The sequence below is a fragment of the Nocardia sp. bgisy134 genome, assembly GCF_057708325.1.
Window position 1 is genome coordinate 325,905 of record NZ_JBYIRW010000004.1, and the last position, 14,111, is coordinate 340,015.

The window sequence follows — 14,111 nt, forward strand, 5'->3', positions numbered from 1 at the left end:
CCGAGAATAAGAGCAATGGACACAACGAATCCATTGAGGGTCCCCTCGGCTTCGACCGCACTGGTGACCGGAGCGACCGGCGGTATCGGATTTTCGGTTGGTCGCACGCTGGCGCGGCTCGGCTGGACCGTCCTGGTGCACGGGCGCAGCGCGGAGCGTGCGCAAGACGCGGCAGCGCGCATGGGCGACGTGCCGGGCGGCCTGATTCCCGTCGATGCCGACCTCGAAACACGTTCGGGGGTGCGGCGACTGGTCGATCAGGTGCACCGCGCCGCGCCGGACGGCCTCAGCGTCCTGGTCAACAACGCGGGCGCCGCGTTCGATCGGCACGGCCTCACCGTGGACGGCGTCGAACGGACCGTTGCCGTCAATCACCTGGCGGTCGCCGGACTTACTCGCGGCCTCGAATCGCTCCTGAAACCGATTGGTGAACAGGGGAATTCACCAGCGCGGGTGATCATGATGACCTCGTACCTGGAAGCGCGGGCCCGCCCGATCCAGGACTGGGCGCTTCCGGGAGAGTGGACGCAGATGCGCGCGTACGCGTCGAGCAAACTCGCCAACCTCGCCTACACCTACGCGCTGGCCGAACGGTGGCGTGACCGGATCGCGGTGTACGCGGTGGATCCGGGGGTCGTGCGCACCGGATTCCAGCGCAGTGCGGGCGGTCCGCTGCACCTGATCGGCCTCGTCGGCGCACCGTTGATGTCCTCCCCCGAGCGGCCCGCGCGCACGGTGGTCGCCACGGCCACCCGCCCCGCCGCACACCCCAGCGGCAGCTATATCCGTGCGGTCCGCGCCGTGGACACCGGACGTGTCGAGCTGTCCTCGGCCCGCTCCCGCGATCGTGCCTACCAACGCGACGTCTACGACGCCACCCAGCGCTTCCTGGGCGGCTAGCGGATGGGCACGATCACGCCCGAGGTCGTCGGGCCGCCGTGCAGCTCCAGGTGGCTCGGAGCGTCCTGTTTCTTGTCGTTCTTCTTGTCGTTCTTTTTGTCTTTGCCCGGAAGGTCGAAGGCCAGCCGGATCGTGGCGGTGCGGCCGGGATCGAGCGCGATCGGGTCGGTGCCGGAAGGGTTGAGTTCGGCGGTCGCGGCGACCTCGGGTGCGACCGAGCGGCCACCGGCGGTGACCAGGCGCTGATCAGCGACGGTGAAAGCCTGCTGGTGATCGGACACATTGGTGACCGTCAACGTCACGATGGTGTACGAACCGCCCGCGGCAGCCGAGCCGCTGATGGGCACGCCGGAAACCGTGTCGGTCACGGTGAACGCGAAATTTCCGTCTCGCACGGTGCCTGCTGTGTCGAGGGGCGGTGCCTCGGCCGGAGAGGGCAGCGGAGCGGTCGTCGCCGGAGCGGCGGCTTCGGGGGTCGTCGTGTTCGGACCCGGGGCGGACCCGATGTCGATGCCGCCGGCCAGCAGCCACAGTGCCACCACGACGACGGCGGCTGCCCCGGCGGCGAAGGCAATCCACCTCGAAGGGCTTCGCCGATGATCGGGCTGTGGCGCGGGCGGGAATGGCGGGGACTCGCGTTTCTCGGTCGCCACTTTCTCGGTCGCTGTCGGGCCCACGGCGGTCATGACGAGAGTCGCGGGGCGCGTATTCGACGCGGCCTGGTGCAGCACCGGTGGGGGTGGTCGGGCCGGCGCAGGCAGGCCGAGGGCCTCGCGTGCCGCGGCGGCGAATTCCCCCGCAGTGGCGTAGCGGTCGCGCGGATCCTTGGCCATGCCGCGGGCGATCACGGCGTCGAGTGCGGCGGGGACGCCAGCGGCGGCACGCGAGGCCTGCGGTGGTGTGGAGACCAGGTGCGCGCGCATCTGCTGTGCCGGATTTCCGTCGCCGTAGGGCAGGCGTCCGGTGAGGGTTTCGTAGAGCACGCAGGCCAGCGAATAGATATCGGAGCGGGCGTCGAGCGTGCCGTCGAACCGTTCCGGCGCCATGTACTGCAACGTGCCGACGACCTGGCCGGTGCCGGTGATCGCGGTGCCATCGGCGCCCCGGGCGATGCCGAAGTCGATCAAATAGACGAAACCGCTGGTGTGCTCGAGAATGTTGGCCGGCTTCACATCCCGATGAACGAGCCCGGCAGCGTGCGCGGCATCCAGTGCCTCAGCGGCCTGGGCGATGACCTCTACAGCCCGGTCCGGTGCGAGCGCGCCCGACCGCAGCCGCGTGGCCAGATCGACGCCCTCGATATAGGCCATCTCCAGGAACAGGTGCCCCTCGACCGCACCGAAGTTGCGAATGGGCACGATGTGCGGATTGCGCAACTGCACTCCCAGCCGTGCCTCTCGCTCGAAGCGACGCTGATAGGCCGGATCCGCCGAATACGTCGTGGACAACACCTTCAGTGCGACGTTGGCACCGCTGCGGTCGCGCGCCAACCACACCTCGCCCATACCGCCACGCCCCAGCAACCGTTCGAGGTGGTAGTTCCCGAACGAGCCGCCGCCGCGCTGCCCGGACATACCCCGACCATATCGTCCGGAACACACCGACGCACGACCGTGACAGAGCGCCCGAGGGTTGAGCCGATACCGGCCGCCGCCGATGGGGCGTGAGCGGGCGCGGACGTCATCGAGGTACCAGCCCCAGCGCGTCGCTTCCGACCATGTCGGCCGACATCAGATCGACTGAGGTGAGATCCGCCCCCGCGAGCTCGACCCCGGCCAACCTCGCGCGCGCGGGATCGGCACCCGGTCCGATCACTACCCCGCCAGGGACATCGAGCACCGCGCGCAGCAACGCCGCCCCATTCCGCGACCGAACTGTCGGCAGCGCGTCGTGTTCTCGTGCAGGATCGAGGGGTGAGTGCACTCCAGAAGAAAGTGATGCTCTACGCGATCGCCCTGGCCTACGTGGTGACGTTCGCGGTGGGCATCTTCCTGGCACTGCTGGACGAGAGTCTCACCGGTCGCGAGATCGCTTCCGCTATCGGCTTGAACCTGGTTGCCTCGGCGATCTTCGCGACCTTCTTCGCGCTCATCGCGACACGCTCCCAGGACCAAACCGTGCAGGCGACGCTGCGGGAATCGTTCGCGGCGATGTCCGATCAGGTCATCGATCGCGCCTTTCAGGCCAACTCGACCTACCTACCACAGCGCACCTACCCGGCCACAACAGGATTCGATCCGGTCTTCAACCGTGATATGCAGCAAGCCATGGCGGGTTCCACCTTCTACGCGTGCAGTGGCCCGAACCCGTGGTACGTCCCAGCCAGGCTGCGGGAGAGCGACAATCCGCCCGATCAGGTTGTGGTGCGGATGATCTCACCGGCCTTCGACAAGGCGGTTCGGCGACGAGTCGCCGACCGGCGGCTGCTACCCCGCCTGCGCGGCGTACCGATGGAAGAGATGATCCGCGACTATCGCGATTCGCTGCTGACCGCTCTGGTCGCACTGTTCGACTGCCGCGACATCTGTCCGATCGACGTCGTGTTCGCCGAAGAGAGCGCGGTGACCCGCCACGAGATCTGCGACAACGGCGTCTTCATCGCTTGGTACCGGGGGCCGGACTCGCAGACGAAAACCTTTCCGCACGCCCTACACTTCTCGTCGGACGCCCTGCTCTACAAGACATTGCGGCTGGACATCCTGCGCGCCCGCGAAATCGCCGACCGCGTGCTGACATTTCGCGCCGCGACCACGGAGACCGACCTGATCGCGGCGCTCGCCACCTGTACCGGCGACATCCTCGACCACGACGACATCGCCCGCCGACGCTCGAAATACGCCACCGAGGCGGCGGCGTTCGTCCGCCACCTGCGCAGCCTCAACTGATCTCCCCTCCGTGCGGCGCGCAAGGGAGCAGAACGCAGGAACTCCAGCGTCCCGGCTCGATGACGATCGGCGAGCGCCGTCCCGCTGAGGGTCATGCGGGTTCACCGTCCTCGTCGTAAGGGTTTTCATCCAGACAGTGATGGCCGATCAAGGCGTTCGGCTCGGTGCCCACTGGGCTGCTAAAGCAACTGAACGTGCTCGATATCGAGAGCCATCACATTCTCGTGCTGATGGTCGATGACGAACGCGAACTCGACGACCGCCCCGAACTCCCCCTCGATGGCGACGTAATTCCTGTTGTAGTCCGGGTCGACCAGCGTCCAGACCGCATCGTTGTCCAGCGTGCTGTAGAACTCGCCCTTGTCCATGAGGGCCTCGTAGCCGAACGACGTCCTGACCTCGACGGTCCCGACCGAGGTACGGCCGCGATACGTTTCGACGACCGACACCACTGCGGATTCCCCCTCGAACCTCGCCGTGGAGATGGATGCGGCTTCGAGCTCTTCCGGCAGTTCCACGCCGGGCAGCAGGGATTCGGTCGAATCGTCGTAGACGTCGCGCGTCAGCGGGGCGCCGATCATGTCCGTATAGGCGTCCCGGATCGCCGCCATCAGCAGGTCTGTGACACGTGGCGAAGGCACCCTCGGCCACCAGGAGGTGTTCGTCATCGCGGCCCGGGCCACTTCCAGCCCTTCGAGGACGGTGCGAGCGAAGCCGACGGATTCCGTTCGGCCGATACTCGCCAGGTGGCCGGCGAGATCCTCGTGCGGCGTGGTCTTTCCACGCGCACAGTAATCGTTGTCGTCGGAGACCAGCACCACGAACCCGGCGCTGTCGGCGGCTGCCAGATCGCAGAAGGTGTGCCAGATCAGGGCATCTCGATATCCCTTGTCGGTGGCGTCGAACGGCCGATGCGACGCCAGCGACCAGTCCACGAGCTGATCGTGAGCCGCCTCGGGGATCGGAGCAACCGTGAACCCGAGCTCCTTGAACCGGTTACGGAGCTCGGACCGCAGTTCCTCGGTCGTGATCTCCGGCAGTTTGCGGAGTTCAGCGACCGACGGCAGATAGGTCAACGCAGGCGCGTCGAGGCGCGAGCTGCGCAGCTGATCGTGGATGGCGCGTACCGCGGTATTGAGCTCCCGGCGGGCACTCTTGATCCTCTGCTCCATATGGCGTGCCGATTCACGCACGACCACCTCCGGCACCGCGACGTCGACCTCTTCGGCCTCCACCGCCGCTACGAGCCCCTGCCATTGCGCGCTGCCGAAGTTCGGGTCCGACCTGATGATGTTGGTGTCGATGACCAGCAGCGGTCTCGGCATGTCGACATCATCGAATTCAGTTGTCATATCCCCTCATGCCCTCTCGATCCGGCGCCTTCCGATCGGCTCGGCGCTGACGATCATCGACCGATCTACAGCCGCCCTCCTAGCCACCGACCGCCAATGCCATTCTGAGCCTTGGCCGGTCGGCGAGGTCGGGTCGGCTCGCTGCACGGCATCCTCGGCGAAGCGGGCGCGCGGCGAGGAACAGCCGGCGCGGGCGGTTGCTCGCACCGGCATGGCCGGGATGATCCATTTCGGCCGTATCCAATTCGGCCAGCTCACCGTCGGTGACGCCGAGGATGCGCCCGGCGAGCGGGTCGGTGAAGATACGCGGCCCGTCTGCCGAGACCTGCCGGGCCTATCACTGCCGCTACCACCGGCAACCACACATGGACTACGGATTCATGGCGCTACTCCGCACCACCTCAACGCGGTGAGTGAGCCAGGCATCCAGCGACCAGCGGCCGGGCCCGGCCCACAACAGGAAGATCAGCCCGAGCAACATCGCGAAATCCGTTCGGGCGTCGTGCGCCATCCCCCAGAAGCCTTCCACACCTTGGAATCCACCGGGCTGTAGCTCACGCAGCTTGGTCAGCACGATCGCCAAGCTGATATCGATCAGCAGCGGCACCGCCGCCAGACGGGTCAGCAGACCTATGACTATCAAGGCGCCGCAGGCGATTTCGACGACACCGTCGAGATTGGCGAAGAACGTCGGCGCCGGTATCCCGATCCTGTCGAACCGACCCGGCCCCAGCTTGTCCGGGTAAAGGAACTTCTGGATCCCCTCGCTGAGGAACACCAGCCCCACCGCCACACGGATGCAGATCACCGCAGCCGGACCGTCCGCGCGCAGGATGTGCGTCCACGACCACCGATCCGTTCCCGCCATCGGCACTCGCCTCCCGTTGTCGTCACCCGATACGGCACGAGAGCCTACAGACGAGCACTACGCACGTAGGGTCTCCTCGCTCGGACCGGCGGGCCGCACGACAGACCTCGGCAATGCCCTCGTCACCACGATGAACAGCGCCCAAGACATTCCAGCCGTCCTCGCCGCGGGTACGCGGTCCGACAAAGCAGACCTCCACCTCGATATACGACCGCGGCGTTGCCGGGGCAGATTTGCACTGGCGTCGGTACACGCCTTGAACACAGAGATTCACGTGCCGCAGAGCGGTCAGGACTTGTCGCCGGGTGTTCGAAGCAGCCGTGTCTGCAGCGCCAGATACAGTCGCACCGCGTCGGCAGGCACTGCGAACGCTGCACCGGTGAGCCCTTCTATTCGCTTGAGACGGTGTAGGACCGTGTTGCGGTGCAGGTGAAGGCGCTCTCCTACCGCCGACGTGGAGCCGCCGAGTTCGTACCAGGCCAGGGCGGTTTGGACGAGAGCGTCGGCGTCGTCGGGATGGAGTCGATCGAATGCGGCGAGCGTGTCCGAGAGGACGTCCGCGGCGAGTCCGGGGTTAGCCGCGATCAAAGCGCGGGCCGGTGACGAAGAATAGGTGTGGATTCCGGTGTCCGCCGGGCCCAGGCACCGGAATGCGAGCCGTGCTTGGTCCAGCGCGGCAGGCGTCGATACGAGGTCGGTGAACGGTTTGCTCGCACCGGCTCGCGCCTGCACGGTACCTAGCGCGCGGTCGAGCGTGGCGGGCGAGACTGCGGCGGCAAGGGTCACTCGATCGTCGGAGAGAAGGGTGCGGACGGTGGTGACTCCGGTCGCGGCAAGGCGAACGTCGCCGACCAGGACGACAAAGATGGCTCGGGCTGGCAGGCGCATCCTTCTGCCCAAATCCTCGCGCTGCGTCGGCGGGAAGGCGGGATCGAGCAGCGCCCGCAGCAATCGTTGATCGGGTTGTTCGGTCCCGACGACGACTACGCGCCGGTAGGCGTCGGCCGCCGCGACGGAGTACTCGTCGACGGTGGCCCACATCAGCGTGGACAGCTGAGGCAGAGCGGAACGGTCGTCATGATCAGCGCGTTCGACGATCACCGCCCAGAACGCCATGCCCGCGAGGCGGAAGGCGTGCAGCAAACTGTCCAGCGGGATCCCGCGCTCGGCCTTGAGGCGTCCGGCTCGGCGAGCAGGCTCGAGCGAATATGGATCCCCGGCAAGGGAATCCAGCAATGCCGCGAGGCTGTCGGCCACCAGGGTGGCCAATTCGTGGTGATCGAGTGCGGCGTCGTCGTAGTCGCCGTCGTCCTGTTCGATTCTGGCAGTCACCATTTCGGAGATCGCAGCCAGGTCCGCGCGCAGCTCGCGAACGAGGCGCGGGCGCTCGGCGTGTGTGTCCTGGGTCACTGCCGCCAACCTAGCGTGCATTGTGCGTGCGCACAACGGAAGTGTTCGAAGTGGAGGCGTGCGCCCGTCGCCACGACGGACCGCTCCCGGCGACACTGAATTCCCTGATGAGTCACAGCATCCAGAGTGCTTCTCGCAGAACGCCTCTCAGGTCACATCGACACAACTACGATCGGAGTCGCCCATCATGTCCACTGCCACCCGCGAACTGTTCGAGCGCTACCACGCTTACTGGGCGGACCGCGACCCAGACCGAATCATCGAACTCCACACCACCGACTCGGTGTTCCACCTGCACTCGGGCCAAGAACCTGCCCGAGGTCGCGCCGCCATCCGCGAGGCCGCGGCGGGGACATTCGCCCTGGTTCCCGACCTGACCTTCCACCTGATCTCGTTGCGTGTCGGAGACGATTTCTGGGTGGTCCAATGGCAGCTGACCGGGACCTCGGCGACCGGCAATCGCGTGTGCGTCGACCTCGCGGACTACGTTCTGGTCGAGGACGGCGCAGTCAAGGAGAAGCATTCCTACGTCGACGGAGTCGCGATGCAGGCCGCGCTGAAGTGAAAGCGCCTCGGTCACATCGCAACCCCGTTGACCATGTCATCGAATAACGAAGCCCGGCCGCTGACGGTCCTCTCGTCGCGTTTGGCGAGCGGATCGGCCGGCTCGTGTGCGCGCGTTCGGATGCTCTGCCCCTCGACAGATTCGCGTAGGTGAGAGTTGCCCCCGCCCGCAAGGGTGGGGGCAACTCGAACACGTGGTGACCGGTTCTCCAGCTCGGACGTTCGAGGGGTGGGTCGCCCAAAACGTCTCGGCGTTCCGGTAGGTCGCACCGCGTCCGGCGCATGAGGTCGCGTGGACGACAGAATCGCATCTCTGGATCGGCTCGGTGGGCCACCTGAACTAGATCCTGTCCGCCTACATGGCCTCAGCCACATGACATCTCAACCATCCGCACATGGCGAGTCGAGGGTGTTCAGTTCGATCGGCCATCGGCCATCGGCCATCGGGCAGCTTTCGCAGTGCCTCAGAGCTTCCACACGTAGGTGTTGGGAGCTGGTTCGACATACTGCAACAGACCCCAATCGAAATGTGCCCAGTAGACACGATTACGCCCGGAGTCGGGGTCGATTGCTCTGAAGGCTGCCACGTCTCCGACCCCGCCGAATCCGTCGACGACGTCAGTCGGTCCCAAGGTTCCATCGTGGAACTCGTTCCGCGTGCACGACCAGGGGGTCAAGTCGGCAACAGATTCCAACCGCGGCCGTGGGCAGTCGGGGTGCCGAAGAAGCTGCCTGAACAGCCGGGGGTGAGGCGGAATCTCCATCCATTCAATCTGCAGACCGGGCCAGAACGGCAAATCCCACACCGCATACCGACCCTCGCGGTCGCCGTGGTGTTCGATCCGCTCCGAAGCCGGTGCACCCCAAGCTGTTATGTACTCAGCGATTGACCTGAAGTCGTTCGTCGCATCAGCGAACCACCACCGATGCTCGGCGACCGCAGCGTCGGCGCGGGTCGCACCGATCCGATCGAGCAGATCCGCCGCCTGAGCAGGAGCACTCGTGCACATCGCGTGAAGCATCGACAATTGGAAGTCATACAGCGTTGTCACAAGTTCGCCGGTCATCGTCCCTCCCCGTCGGCGCAATCCATGTCGAAAGTACCAGCTGACCGAAACGCACTGACATGCCACTGCGCGGGTGATCTGAGCAGTGAGATCGACTGCGGCGCAGACCGTCCGATGATGCCGCGGGACGCGCGTACCCTTGGTGACAGAGCCGACCGCATGTCCCCTGAGCGCCCTGAACCCGGCGCGTAGCGTCCTCGGGAACGCTACGCGCCGAGCGTCTCCAGAACCCGCCGCGCCTGGTAGTCCGCCCCGAGCTGATTGGGATGGAACGGCGCGGCGGGGCCGACCGGGGTGCTGGAGAACGGGACCAGCCCTTCCACCCAGCGCACGCCTGGGGGTTGGCAGGCGTCGTGGCCGGTGCTGCCGGTGTAGGTGTCGACGAATTCCACGCCGGTGGCCGCGGCGATGCGGGTGAGCATGTCATTGAGCTCGATGAGCTTGTTGCCCAGCCAGATCGCGTCGGCGTCGGAGATGGGGATCTCCGGGAAACAGCCGCCGGTGGTGCCGACGGCTTCGAAGTAGTCCAGCAGCAGGATGCGGGCGTGCGGGGCGCGTGCCCGGATGCCCACGATGGTCGCGGTCACCCGGGTGGCGGTGACATCGATGGCTTCGGTCATGACGTCGGTGTCACCGGTGATCATGGTGTCCAGGCAGGGCGTGGCGGCGGGATCGGTTGTCAGGCAGGTAAATACGGACTTGGCCAGGGCGGCGTCGTTGCCGCCGATGCCCAGGGTCACCAAATCCGTGGTAGAGGTGAGGCTGTCGAACTGCGGCGGATTGCTGCCCAGCGCCGTGGTCTCCGGGCTCGTCATATGTTTGGTCTCCGCACCGCCGCAGGTGGCGTCACGAAAGACCGGTGTCGACAGCGCGGCCGCCACTTGCTTCGGGTAGTTGCGCGCGCTTTGCAGGCAATGCACCGGCGTGAACTGCGTCGTGATCTGGCTGCCGGTGACATCGGCTGCCCACGAATCCCCCAGCGCCACATACTCCGAATAGGTGCGATCGGCGGCCGCCGACTCCGTGGCCAGTCCCGTCACTGCCGTCAGTGGCAGTATCGCCACCGCGGCGGCCGCCAGCAATGTACGCGTGGTCCCAAGCACTGTTTCTCCGCTCGAACTGCCCGACCCGGTGCGAATTGGACTAACGTCCAGCGGAAATCTAACACGGCCGTCGGGCATCGACCGACCGGAATCGCAACCAGCCATCCCGACGGCCCGAGCCCGCGAAATCTGCCGGTCTCTCTCCCTCTCCCCCCGCCAGCCGCAACCACGCTCGAGCGCCTCGGGGCCCGGTGCTGATCGCGAAGCCTTCGAGTTGACGTCCGGTTATCACTGAAAAGTCTTTGCGTACGCGGATTCCCGCCAGGTACCCCCAGCGGGCGCCGGGTAGGAACGTACGCCGCCGGCTTCAGAGCCATTCGATGCGGCGGAAGACGACATACAGCGTGCCGCAGAGCGTCGCCATGAGCGCGAGCACGGCCGGGTATCCCCAGACTTGCCGCAGCTCGGCCATGTGCTCGAAGTTCATGCCGTAGATCCCGGCGATCATGGTCGGGACGGCGAGGATCGCGACCCAGGCCGAGATCTTGCGCACGTCGGTGTTCTGCTGCATCGCGGTTTTCGCCAACGCGGCGCCGATGAGGGCGCTGAGGGAGTCGTCGAAGTCGTTGATGCGTTCGGCGACGGTGGTGTGGTGATCGGCGACGTCGCGCAGATAGCGGCGAACTTCCTTGGGCAGCGGTGTTTCCGGTTCGCTGAGCTGGTGGAGCGGGGCGGCGAGTGGCTTGACCGCGCGCCGCAGTTCGACGATTTCGCGTTTGAGCTGATAGATGGGTTCGATGGCGATCCGGCGGCGCGGGGTGAAAATCTCCTCTTCCATGGCGTCGACGTCGAGCTCGACCGCTCGGGTGACCTCGATGTACGAGTCGACGACGAAATCGGCGATCGCGTGCAGCACGGCGCCGGGGCCCAGCTGGAGTCGCTGCGGGTCGGCCTCGAGGTCGCGCCGTACTCCGGCGAGGCCGGAGTGCTCGCCGTGGCGGACCGCGACGACGAAGTCGGGTGCGGTGAAAATGAGGATTTCGCCGGTCTGCACGATTTCGCTGACGCTGTGGAGTTCGTGCTCGACGTAGGCGACGGTGCGCATCACCGTCACGAGAATGTCGTCGTAGCGTTCCAGTTTCGGCCGTTGATGTGCTTTCACCGCGTCTTCGACCGCCAGTGAATGCAGCCCGAAGGTCCGCGCGATGTCGCCCATCTGCGTCTCATCGGGTTCGTGCAGCCCTACCCATACGAACCCGGTACCGCGGGCGCGGACCTCGGCCAGCGCGGCGGCGTGGGTGAATTTGCCGGGGAGCCGCTGCCCGTCGACGTACACCGCACAATCGACGATCGCCCGCGCGGTGGGGATCGGGACCTTCGGCACCACCGGAACCTGCCGGTCGGACCGGCGGAACGACGGGAGATGCGGAATATGCGACACCTAACGATGCTAGTCGGTTGCACATTCTTCCGCGCTCTCTCAGTCGCAGCATCTACCAGCGAGTTGAGCGCGATCAGAGCGATTGCCGACCACTTGCCGACGGTGACAGATTCGGACGCGAGGCAGGGCGCATCGGAGGCGTCACCGCCGGAAAGCGGCTTGTGCGGATCAGCGGAAGGCGTCAATCCCGGTCAACGCCCCACCGAGGACGAGTGCGTGCACATCGGCGGTGCCTTCGTAGGTGACGACGGTTTCGAGATTGGTCAGGTGCCGCATGACGGGGTATTCGAGGGTGATCCCATTCGCACCGAGCACCTGTCGCGCGGTTCGAGCCACATCCAGTGCGGCGTTGACGTTGCCCAGCTTGCCCATGCTCACCTGTTCGGGCCGCAGCGTCCCGGCATCCTTCAATCGACCGAGGTGCAGCGCCAGCAAGGTGGCGCGGTTGACCTCGAGGGCCATCGTGGCGAGCTTGTGCTGCTGGATCTGGAACGACGCGATCGGCTTGCCGAACTGGACGCGCGTGGTGCTGTAGTCGATCGCGGATTCCAGACAGGCGCGGGCAGCGCCTGCCGCGCCCCACACGATGCCGAAACGGGCTTCGCTCAGGCAGGTCAGCGGACCACGCAAGGATGTCGCGCCCGGCAGCATCGCCGAGGCGGGCAGCCGAACCTCGTCGAAGATCAATTCGGAGGTGGTCGACGCGCGTAGCGACACCTTCTTCCGAATGTCGCGGGTGGTGAATCCCTTGGCGCCCTTGGGAACCAAGAAGCCTCGAATGCCCTCGTCGGTCCGCGCCCACACCACGGCCACATCCGCGAGCGAGCCATTGGTGATCCACATCTTCGCACCGCGGAGCACCCAATCGTCACCGTCGCGGCGAGCGTAGGTCCGCATCGAGCCGGGATCGGAACCCGAGTCCGGCTCGGTCAGGCCGAAGCATCCGACGGCGTCACCCGCGGCCATGCGCGGCAGCCACTCTTGCTTCTGATCCTCGGACCCCCAGTGGTGGATGGCGAACATGGCCAGCGAGCCCTGCACGGACACCAGACTGCGGATGCCGCTGTCGCCTGCCTCCAGTTCGAGACAGGCGAGCCCGTATGCCGTGGCGCTGGTTCCGGCGCAGCCATAGCCCTCGAGGTGCATCCCGAGCACCCCGAGTTTGCCCAGTTCGGTGAACAGTTCGCGAGGGACGCGGCCCTCGTCGAACCAATCCCCCACCCACGGCAGGATGCGCTCGCGCACGAACGCGCGAACGGTATTGCGTATGTCTCGTTCCTCGTCGGTGAGGACAGAGTCGATGGCGAGAAAGTCGAGTGGGGCCACTGCGGTGGACATGCTTGCGGATCTCCTTGACCTGACAGGCCGCGATACCTAGCCTAATCTTCGATTTTCGAAAATCGATGATTGGATCCTCACATATGGTCCCCGCGCTTGCCAACCTCCGCGTCCTGGACTTCTCCCGCATCCTCGCCGGCCCCTTCGCGACGATGCAGCTGGCCGACCTGGGCGCCACCGTCACCAAGGTCGAACGACCGGGCACCGGGGACGACACGCGCACCTGGAAACCGCCGCACGACGACCGAGGACAGGCGACCTACTTCCAGGCCGTCAACCGCAACAAGAGCACGATCGTCCTGGACCTGTCCGACCCGGCCGATCGCGCTCGAGCCCGGGAGATGGCGGTGACCGCCGACGTCGTCGTCGAGAATTTCCGCCCGGGACTGATGGCGGACTTCGGGCTCGACTACGACCAGCTCCAACCGGAGAATCCGGGCCTGATCTATTGCTCCATCACCGGTTTCGGACGCGGCCCCGGCGCCGGACTGCCCGGTTACGACCTGTTGATCCAAGCCCTCGGCGGCCTGATGAGCGTCACCGGGGCCCCCGACGCAGAGCCGCAGAAGGTCGGTGTCGCCCTCGTCGACGTGCTTGCAGGACTCTTCGCCACGACCGGCATCTTGGCCGCGCTGCACCACCGCACAGCGACGGGCGAGGGGCAGCGCCTCGACATCGACCTGCTGTCCTGCCTGCTCGCCGGACTGGTCAATCAAGCCAGTGCCTACACCTCGGCGGGTGTCGTACCGACTCGGATGGGAAACCAGCACCCCAGCATCGCGCCCTATGAACTGCTCACGTGCGCCGACGGTGAACTCGTCCTGGCCGTCGGAAACGACCGCCAGTTCTCCTCGCTGTGCGAGGTGCTCGGCGAACCTGAACTCGCGACCTCCCAAAGGTTCTCGACCAACACCTCTCGCGTTCGGAACCGGGTGGAATTGCGTGCCGACCTCGAGCGGCTGCTCGCCGCCCGGACCGCCGCCGAATGGACCGACCAACTGGCCGAAGCCCGTGTCCCGGCCGGAGTCGTCAACGACATCGCCGCAGCCTTCGCCCTCGCCGAGAAACTTGGCCTCCAGCCGACCGTCGAAGTGCCGCGCGCCGACGGCAGCACCGTCTCGCTCTGCCGAAGCCCCCTCAACCTCTCGGTGACGCCGCCGGTCTATCGGTCAGCGCCACCGGACCTGCCCACCACCACTTCTGAGCGGTAGAGGATTACCGATCGGGTGGGTGACTATGGGTA

Annotated in this window: 13 protein-coding genes; 4 read left to right on the plus strand and 9 right to left on the minus strand. The window is 66.2% G+C overall.

What is annotated here, in order from left to right; genetic code table 11:
- The first annotated feature begins 15 nt into the window (after nucleotides 1-15).
- Nucleotides 16-900 carry an SDR family NAD(P)-dependent oxidoreductase gene (locus AC3ERS_RS10450; RefSeq protein ID WP_431965994.1) on the plus strand — a complete coding sequence of 295 codons (885 nt, stop codon included), beginning with the start codon at nucleotides 16-18 and terminating at the stop codon, nucleotides 898-900.
- Here the strand turns inward: AC3ERS_RS10450 and AC3ERS_RS10455 are convergent.
- Nucleotides 897-2,474 carry a serine/threonine-protein kinase gene (locus AC3ERS_RS10455; RefSeq protein ID WP_431965996.1) on the minus strand — a complete coding sequence of 526 codons (1,578 nt, stop codon included), beginning with the start codon at nucleotides 2,472-2,474 and terminating at the stop codon, nucleotides 897-899. The two genes, AC3ERS_RS10450 and AC3ERS_RS10455, sit on opposite strands and share 4 nt — an antisense overlap.
- A gap of 106 nt (nucleotides 2,475-2,580) precedes the next feature.
- Nucleotides 2,581-2,898: a pentapeptide repeat-containing protein gene (locus AC3ERS_RS10460; RefSeq protein WP_431965998.1), complete on the minus strand. Its 318-nt coding sequence runs from the start codon at nucleotides 2,896-2,898 to the stop codon at nucleotides 2,581-2,583.
- Here AC3ERS_RS10460 and AC3ERS_RS10465 point away from each other — a divergent pair.
- Nucleotides 2,814-3,785, plus strand: coding sequence for a hypothetical protein (locus AC3ERS_RS10465; protein WP_431966189.1), 972 nt, complete (start codon nucleotides 2,814-2,816; stop codon nucleotides 3,783-3,785). The genes AC3ERS_RS10460 and AC3ERS_RS10465 overlap by 85 nt on opposite strands.
- Nucleotides 3,786-3,964: 179 nt before the next feature.
- Here AC3ERS_RS10465 and AC3ERS_RS10470 read toward each other — a convergent pair whose 3' ends face one another.
- The 3 genes from AC3ERS_RS10470 to AC3ERS_RS10480 all read right to left on the minus strand — a co-directional run bounded on the left by AC3ERS_RS10470 (nucleotide 3,965) and on the right by AC3ERS_RS10480 (nucleotide 7,415).
- On the minus strand, nucleotides 3,965-5,110 hold the full coding sequence (locus tag AC3ERS_RS10470) for a PIN domain-containing protein (RefSeq protein WP_431966000.1): 1,146 nt from the start codon (nucleotides 5,108-5,110) through the stop codon (nucleotides 3,965-3,967).
- A 397-nt stretch (nucleotides 5,111-5,507) separates the two neighbouring features.
- Nucleotides 5,508-5,969: a DoxX family protein gene (locus AC3ERS_RS10475; RefSeq protein ID WP_431966175.1), complete on the minus strand. Its 462-nt coding sequence runs from the start codon at nucleotides 5,967-5,969 to the stop codon at nucleotides 5,508-5,510.
- Between the two features lie 324 nt (nucleotides 5,970-6,293).
- Nucleotides 6,294-7,415, minus strand: a complete 1,122-nt coding sequence (locus AC3ERS_RS10480; protein ID WP_431966002.1) for a PucR family transcriptional regulator — start codon at nucleotides 7,413-7,415, stop codon at nucleotides 6,294-6,296.
- A 187-nt stretch (nucleotides 7,416-7,602) separates the two neighbouring features.
- Here AC3ERS_RS10480 and AC3ERS_RS10485 point away from each other — a divergent pair, with 187 nt between their 5' ends.
- The gene (locus tag AC3ERS_RS10485) at nucleotides 7,603-7,980 is read left to right on the plus strand and encodes a nuclear transport factor 2 family protein (protein WP_431966004.1); all 378 of its coding nucleotides are present in this window, start codon (nucleotides 7,603-7,605) and stop codon (nucleotides 7,978-7,980) included.
- A 463-nt stretch (nucleotides 7,981-8,443) separates the two neighbouring features.
- Here the strand turns inward: AC3ERS_RS10485 and AC3ERS_RS10490 are convergent, their stop codons facing one another.
- From AC3ERS_RS10490 to AC3ERS_RS10505, 4 genes are all read right to left on the minus strand, one after another.
- Nucleotides 8,444-9,046: a hypothetical protein gene (locus tag AC3ERS_RS10490; protein ID WP_431966006.1), complete on the minus strand. Its 603-nt coding sequence runs from the start codon at nucleotides 9,044-9,046 to the stop codon at nucleotides 8,444-8,446.
- A gap of 206 nt (nucleotides 9,047-9,252) precedes the next feature.
- Nucleotides 9,253-10,149 (minus strand): SGNH/GDSL hydrolase family protein, encoded by an 897-nt coding sequence (locus AC3ERS_RS10495; protein WP_431966008.1) that lies wholly within the window; start codon nucleotides 10,147-10,149, stop codon nucleotides 9,253-9,255.
- 307 nt (nucleotides 10,150-10,456) lie between these two features.
- Nucleotides 10,457-11,521: a magnesium and cobalt transport protein CorA gene (locus AC3ERS_RS10500; protein ID WP_431966177.1), complete on the minus strand. Its 1,065-nt coding sequence runs from the start codon at nucleotides 11,519-11,521 to the stop codon at nucleotides 10,457-10,459.
- 177 nt (nucleotides 11,522-11,698) lie between these two features.
- The gene (locus AC3ERS_RS10505) at nucleotides 11,699-12,868 is read right to left on the minus strand and encodes an acyl-CoA dehydrogenase family protein (RefSeq protein ID WP_431966010.1); all 1,170 of its coding nucleotides are present in this window, start codon (nucleotides 12,866-12,868) and stop codon (nucleotides 11,699-11,701) included.
- Nucleotides 12,869-12,951: 83 nt separating this feature from the next.
- On the opposite strand from AC3ERS_RS10505, the gene AC3ERS_RS10510 reads away from it, so the two are divergent.
- Complete coding sequence (locus AC3ERS_RS10510; protein ID WP_431966012.1) at nucleotides 12,952-14,079, plus strand: CaiB/BaiF CoA transferase family protein; 1,128 nt, start codon at nucleotides 12,952-12,954, stop codon at nucleotides 14,077-14,079.
- Nucleotides 14,080-14,111: the final 32 nt, after the last annotated feature.

Bases quoted from the DNA above. Each gene is read 5' to 3' on its own strand.
- AC3ERS_RS10450 (WP_431965994.1), top strand. From the start codon at position 16: ATGGACACAACGAATCCATTGAGGGTCCCCTCGGCTTCGACCGCACTG.
- AC3ERS_RS10455 (WP_431965996.1), bottom strand. From the start codon at position 2,474: ATGTCCGGGCAGCGCGGCGGCGGCTCGTTCGGGAACTACCACCTCGAA.
- AC3ERS_RS10470 (WP_431966000.1), bottom strand. From the start codon at position 5,110: ATGCCGAGACCGCTGCTGGTCATCGACACCAACATCATCAGGTCGGAC.
- AC3ERS_RS10485 (WP_431966004.1), top strand. From the start codon at position 7,603: ATGTCCACTGCCACCCGCGAACTGTTCGAGCGCTACCACGCTTACTGG.
- AC3ERS_RS10490 (WP_431966006.1), bottom strand. From the start codon at position 9,046: ATGACCGGCGAACTTGTGACAACGCTGTATGACTTCCAATTGTCGATG.
- AC3ERS_RS10505 (WP_431966010.1), bottom strand. From the start codon at position 12,868: ATGTCCACCGCAGTGGCCCCACTCGACTTTCTCGCCATCGACTCTGTC.
- AC3ERS_RS10510 (WP_431966012.1), top strand. From the start codon at position 12,952: ATGGTCCCCGCGCTTGCCAACCTCCGCGTCCTGGACTTCTCCCGCATC.